The following is a 6,239-nucleotide window of genomic DNA, read 5'->3' on the forward strand; positions in this document are numbered from 1 at the left end:
TTTTTGGTTTAAATTATTCTGCGCTTTCAGCGTCAGCTTTTTTAGTTGTCTTTTTAGCAGGTTTTTCTGCTTTTTTAGCTCCATCAAATCCTGTAATACCAGTAATTTGAATTTGAGTTAAAGATTGTCTGTGACCATTTTTTACTTGGTAACCTTTTCTTCTTTTCTTTTTGAAAACGATTACTTTATCAGCTTTTACGTGGTCTAGGATCTCTGCTTCTACAGTGATTCCGCTTACAGCTGGGGCGCCTACAGTGATTGCACCGTTTACAGTAAGAAGTACTTTATCGAAAGATACTTTACCTCCTTTGTCTCCTGCTAAACGGTTTACAAACAACTTCTGGTCTTGCTCAACTTTGTATTGAAGCCCTGCTATTTCTACAATTGCAAACATTGTTTATAAATTTTTAGTTATTTCGAGGTGCAAATATAAGAATTAAATTCTAATTTGCTTACAATCAAACGCATTATTTTTTAAATAAAATTTTTCTTTATGTCTCGAATAATTTTTCACCATAAAGTGATGAGACTTATCATAATATTTTATACCTTCGTTTTCACCAAAATATTTTATATGAAAAGAAACTTTAATTTCCGCGCTTTAGCGGGAGCATTTGCTGTTTTTACATTGGCAGCATGTAACAATGATAATGTAGAAGACACGGTAGTATCTGAGGCTCAGGTAGAAAATTTAAAGCTGGATCAGCCCAATGAATTGGAAAAAGTATGTTATTATGTAGATCAGTACTGGAACTCATCTGCCGTACTTACCACCACTCTGCAAACCACAGCAGATACCAATTTCATGAATGCACAGATGACAAAAATTGCGAGTTTGTGGGGAAGAAGCAATCCTACATTAAGGTTTGTAAATGATCCTTCCAATTACAACTCTACTTACAATGCCATCTCCTACTCTACAGGAAAAATTTATTACGGATATGCCATTTATTATGATGCAAAATCCAAAGGAGGAGACATTGTAAACGCCATGATTTTGGCACATGAGTACGGTCATCAGTTGCAGTACATCTTCGGATTGCCTTCTGTAAGTGAATCTACTGCAAGACCAAATGAACTGGAAGCAGACGGTTTCGCAGGATATTATCTGAGAAGACCGAATGGCTATAACCAAACATCATTTGCACAGATTGCTGCAGCGTATGAGTTTGCTCAAAGCATCGGAGATTATCAGACAACAAGCGCTGGGCATCACGGAACTCCGCCACAAAGAAGATCTGCGGTACGTTTGGGATTCCTTTTGGGACAGTATGATCTTACGGCTTCAGCTTTTGATTATAATTTCTTTTATTATTATCAAGGCGTGCTGAACGGAACGTATAAAATGGCAAAAAACACTCAATATCCTGAACTTGATGCTTATATGAGCCAGTATATGGATGAGTTAAGAAAAATTCAGTCGGGAGAAATTTCTGCTGAAGAGTTTAAAGATTTGAAATAACATTCATTTTTAGCATATTTTTAAAAAAGAGGCAAGATTTTCCTGCCTCTTTTTGCTTTTTAAAACAGATGATAAAATTCCGCAAAGTTTATTTACTTTTGACACATTATAATATTGATGATGAACAGAGATCTCTACATAGATTTTGCAAAAGGATTGGCAACGCTTTCCATAATATTTATCCATACCGCTTTTTGGTCGGGGCAATTTTATATTCCTGCGGAAATAAGAGTTTTTTCTTTGGTTTTTGATGTTGCTTTATTTTATGCACTAAGCGGAATCACATCGGGTTCTAATATTGAGAAAACTTTTTACAGATTATTAAAATTGCAGATCACGTACATGATTTTCGTGACATTGTTGTTCTTTTTAGATTACTTTTTTAAAGTTTTCGGACTCAGTTTTTTTTCTTTGGAATGGCTACAGAAATTTTATTCAACATTCGGATCAAAATATGCCACCACAAGCATTTCTGCAGTTCCACAATGGCAAAATCTTGGAAATTGGTATCTTCATCAATACACAAATGCAGATACTTTTCCTGTCGTGATGGGAAGTTTCTGGTATTTAAAAGTCTATTTTATTTTAACCGTCTTCGGAGTTTTAATTTTAAGATTTTTTCCAAAACACATCAATTGGCTTATAGGGATTTGTATTGCTTTGACCTTACTATTTAATATTTTTCCAGAAATTTATCCCACAGGACAAGTCGGTTACGTTGCATTTTACATGACGATTTTCCTGATCGCGAATAGAATGAAAGGAAAAAAGATTCCAACAAAAATAATTCCGGTACTTTACGGCTTGGTTGCAGCCGCTTTAATTTGGATGTTTTGGTACTTTGGAAGCGAAATCTTCTTTAAGATCAATAAAAATAAATTTCCTCCGAAGATTCCTTATATTATATGGACGCTCTTTTCTTTGGTTACGCTTTTCGTTTTTTACAACAGATTAAAAATTACAAAAGAAAATTTTGTCACACATATTGGGAAAAACGCGATTTTTTTCTATTTCGCTCAGGGAATCAGTTCATCTTTGGTTTATTTCTTAGTTGTACCAATAAAAGAAAATATGCCTTGGTGGGTTTTGATGATTTTAATTTATATCATAAATATCATTTTAGCCTTCATTATTTCCTCAGGATTAAAGAAAATTGATGCTTTTGGATGGAATATTCTGGAAATTTTAAGAAAGAAAACTGCATCTTAAAATCCATCATTTTTTTGACGCAAAGTTTTAATTCAAAATAAAACATAGTCGAGTGAGCAAAGAAGAATCAATAAGTTGATTTGATGAAGCGTATTTTCAAGCTTCGCGCAACAAATTTATTTGTCTTTGATTTCCAAAAATCAGCACCGTGAAATAGAATCTTTGCGTTTAAAAACAAAAAACATCATTCCTCAAAATAAATGAACAATGGTTTTACCACTATAATTATCAATTTGAAATAAAATCATACGTCTTATCGCAATTTATTTTAATTTTACAGAAATTTTTAAACTATGTTTAAGTTGAAACTTCCTACCGATCCAAGGTGGGCAAATATTGCAGAAGGAAACCTAGAAGAAATTTTGACGGATCACGCCTGGTGCGAACAAAAAGCCGCGACAAATGCGATCGGCTTAATTACCATGCTACCCGAATATCCGGAAATCGTGACCGAACTTTTATTGATTGCTCAGGAAGAATTGGAGCATTTTCAGCAGGTTCATGAGATTATCAAGAAGAGAGGTTATACTTTTGGACGTACCAGAAAAGACGATTACGTCAACGAATTGGTAAATTTCATCCAAAAGGGTGGAAACAGAGATGATCTTATCGTTGATAAAATGCTTTTTGCGGCGATGATCGAAGCCAGAAGTTGTGAAAGATTTAAAGTTTTAACGGAGAATATCAAAGACGAAGAACTGAAAACATTTTACAGAGAATTAATGATTTCCGAGGCTAATCATTACACGACTTTCATTGGTTTTGCAAGGCAGTTGGGTGACGAAGAAAAAGTAAATGCACGCTGGGAAGAATGGTTGGAATATGAAGCTAAAATCATTCAGTCATATGGAAAAGGAGAATCTATTCACGGTTAAATTTTTTTAAACATTAAGTAATTAAGATTTTAAAACTCTAAATTTAATTCGCTTAAAAAATCAATTTATTGATTCTTAATTATTAACAGTGATATTTTTTAACTTCTTAATGTTAAAAAGAAACAAACAAAGTTTATTTAGATTAAGAAAATTAAGATAAGATTTTATCCTTTTGCGGTAAATAATTAAAAAAATAACAGATAAAATCGCAGTGAAAAAACTGACTTTTGAAAATATTGCCAATTTCTTTCTGAAAAATTTCTTTCAGGGATTGGTGATTATTGGGCCAATCGGGCTTACCATTTTTGTCATTTATTATGTTGTTACGTCTATCGACAACATTATCCCTTCTGTGGCAAAGGAAATTCCGGGGTTGGTTTTTATTTCTACGATTTTAATTACGGCAATTTTAGGCTTTTTAGGTAATAAATTCGTAGTCGGAAAATTCTTTTTCGATTCTATGGATCGTTTGCTGGAAAAAACGCCTGGTGTAAAACATATTTACACTCCAACGAAAGACGTAATGTCTTCATTTGTTGGAGATAAGAAAAAATTCAACGATCCGGTTTGGGTAAAGACGAACGAAAATCCGGAGATCTGGAGAATTGGATTTTTAACTCAGAAAGAAATGGCAGATGTTGATAAACACAATTATGTTGCGGTTTATCTTCCTCATTCTTATGCAATTTCGGGATGGGTGATTGTGACTGAAGAAAAAAACATCAAACCTGTAGTGGGAATGACCGCGGCTTCTGCAATGAAATTTGCGGTGAGCGGCGGTGTAGCAGGCTTCCATTCAGACGATAATATTTTTAAAGCTCCTGAATAGTTATTCTTTGCATGATTTTATTCACCGCAAAAGATACAAAAGATGATAAAGTATTTTAGTTAAATCAAAAGTTCAAAGCAAATTCAAAATAGTTTTGTTTCTGTAATCTTTTGAAAAACTATTTTACAATTAAGATCTTTTGAAACTTTTGTGGTTAAAAAATCCTTGTCATGCATTAATTATTGCTTTAAAATATTTTGATGAATTTGAATGTATTTCAAATAAAATTTTCGTTACAAACAATCTAATATAAATATCATGAATTTACCGTACGCGGAACCTTTCCGTATTAAAATGGTGGAAGAAATCCGCCAATCAACAAGAGAAGAAAGAGAAGAATGGCTAAAACAAGCTAACTATAATTTATTTAATCTAAAATCTTCACAGGTTTTCATCGACCTTTTAACGGATTCTGGAACCGGAGCAATGTCTGACAGACAATGGGGCGCTTTGATGATGGGTGATGAAAGTTACGCAGGATCTCGTTCATTCGAGCAATTGCAAAATACTGTTGAGAGCATCACAGGTTTCAAATATTTATTACCAACTCACCAAGGTAGAGCTGCTGAAAACGTATTATTTTCAGTTTTGGTAAAAGAAGGTGATGTAGTTCCGGGGAATTCTCACTTCGACACAACAAAAGGTCACATCGAATTCAGAAAAGCACACGCAATCGACTGTACAATCGACGAAGCTTTTGATATTAACGATCTTCACCCTTTCAAAGGAAACATCAACCTAGAAAAATTAGAAGAAGTTTATAAAAGTCATCCTAAAGAAAGCATTCCTTTTTGTTTGATTACGATTACTTGTAACTCTTCAGGAGGACAGCCTGTTTCTTTGGAAAACATGAAGGCGGTAAGAGAATTATCTGATAAATACGGAGTTCCTGTATTTTTTGATTCTGCAAGATTCGCTGAAAACGCTTATTTCATTAAGAAAAGAGAAGCCGGACAGGAAAACAGAACGATCAAAGATATCTGTAAAGAAATTTTCTCTTACGGAGACGGAATGACGATGAGTTCTAAAAAAGACGGACTGGTAAACATCGGAGGTTTCATCGCTTTGAATAACGAAGAAGTTTTCAGAAAAGCATCTAATTTCACGATTATCTACGAAGGTTTCATCACATACGGAGGTATGGCGGGAAGAGACATGGCTGCTTTGGCGGTTGGTCTGGATGAAGCGACTGAATTTGCTTATCTGGAAAGCAGAATTTCCCAGGTTGAATATCTGGGTCACAAATTAATCGAATACGGAATTCCGGTTCAGAAACCAATTGGAGGGCACGCTGTATTCATCGATTCTCTAAATTTCTTACCCAATGTTGACCGTTCAGAATTCCCTGCACAGACGTTAGGTCTTGAAATCTATAAAGAAGCCGGAATCAGAACGGTGGAAATCGGAACATTATTGGCAGACAGAGATCCTGAAACAAGAGAAAACCGTTATCCTAAGTTGGAATTGGTACGTTTGGCGATTCCAAGAAGAACGTATACCAACAACCACATGGATTATATTGCAGCAGCAATCAAAAACGTTTACGAAAGACGTGAAGAGATTGCAAAAGGCTACAAAATCACATGGGAACCGGATTTGTTAAGACACTTCACAGTTCAGTTGGAAGAAGCATAAAACTTAAAATAATAAGAGGATTCAAATTAATTTTTGGATTCTTTTTTATTTGAAGCTATTTGACTACGTCGAATTGTACTTTTATTGTTTTTTTAGGAGCAATTTCCCGCTTTCACTACTCGCTTTTTCTGTTTTAGGCTCGGCGGCTTCGCCGCCGAGCCTAAAACAGAAAAGAGCTCAAACAGGCCGTTCAATGGTAAGTTTGCAAAGAGAAAAAAATAAGTATAGC

6 protein-coding genes are annotated in these 6,239 nt (G+C 34.6%); 5 read left to right on the forward strand and 1 reads right to left on the reverse strand.

Annotated features, from left to right (window positions below):
• Nucleotides 1-13: 13 nt before the first annotated feature.
• Nucleotides 14-394, reverse strand: coding sequence for a 50S ribosomal protein L21 (gene rplU / locus OXQ85_RS11855; protein WP_267404823.1), 381 nt, complete (start codon nt 392-394; stop codon nt 14-16).
• 180 nt (nt 395-574) lie between these two features.
• On the opposite strand from rplU, the gene OXQ85_RS11860 reads away from it, so the two are divergent.
• From OXQ85_RS11860 to OXQ85_RS11880, 5 genes are all read left to right on the forward strand, one after another.
• A complete protein-coding gene (locus tag OXQ85_RS11860) occupies nt 575-1,462 on the forward strand; it encodes a metalloprotease (protein ID WP_267404825.1) in 888 nt (295 codons plus the stop codon).
• A gap of 120 nt (nt 1,463-1,582) precedes the next feature.
• A complete protein-coding gene (locus tag OXQ85_RS11865) occupies nt 1,583-2,671 on the forward strand; it encodes an acyltransferase family protein (protein WP_267404827.1) in 1,089 nt (362 codons plus the stop codon).
• Between the two features lie 293 nt (nt 2,672-2,964).
• Nucleotides 2,965-3,546: a tRNA-(ms[2]io[6]A)-hydroxylase gene (locus OXQ85_RS11870; RefSeq protein ID WP_267404830.1), complete on the forward strand. Its 582-nt coding sequence runs from the start codon at nt 2,965-2,967 to the stop codon at nt 3,544-3,546.
• 211 nt (nt 3,547-3,757) lie between these two features.
• A complete protein-coding gene (locus tag OXQ85_RS11875; RefSeq protein WP_267404833.1) occupies nt 3,758-4,375 on the forward strand; it encodes a DUF502 domain-containing protein in 618 nt (205 codons plus the stop codon).
• 258 nt (nt 4,376-4,633) lie between these two features.
• A complete protein-coding gene (locus OXQ85_RS11880; RefSeq protein ID WP_267404836.1) occupies nt 4,634-6,010 on the forward strand; it encodes a tryptophanase in 1,377 nt (458 codons plus the stop codon).
• Nucleotides 6,011-6,239: the final 229 nt, after the last annotated feature.

Source organism: Chryseobacterium sp. GM_Chr_2 (assembly GCF_026540445.1).
GTDB lineage: Bacteria > Bacteroidota > Bacteroidia > Flavobacteriales > Weeksellaceae > Chryseobacterium.

What these genes read in the sequence shown, in the direction of transcription:
- rplU (WP_267404823.1), bottom strand. Translation starts at nt 394, where the DNA reads ATGTTTGCAATTGTAGAAATAGCAGGGCTTCAATACAAAGTTGAGCAA.
- OXQ85_RS11860 (WP_267404825.1), top strand. Translation starts at nt 575, where the DNA reads ATGAAAAGAAACTTTAATTTCCGCGCTTTAGCGGGAGCATTTGCTGTT.
- OXQ85_RS11865 (WP_267404827.1), top strand. Translation starts at nt 1,583, where the DNA reads ATGAACAGAGATCTCTACATAGATTTTGCAAAAGGATTGGCAACGCTT.
- OXQ85_RS11870 (WP_267404830.1), top strand. Translation starts at nt 2,965, where the DNA reads ATGTTTAAGTTGAAACTTCCTACCGATCCAAGGTGGGCAAATATTGCA.
- OXQ85_RS11880 (WP_267404836.1), top strand. Translation starts at nt 4,634, where the DNA reads ATGAATTTACCGTACGCGGAACCTTTCCGTATTAAAATGGTGGAAGAA.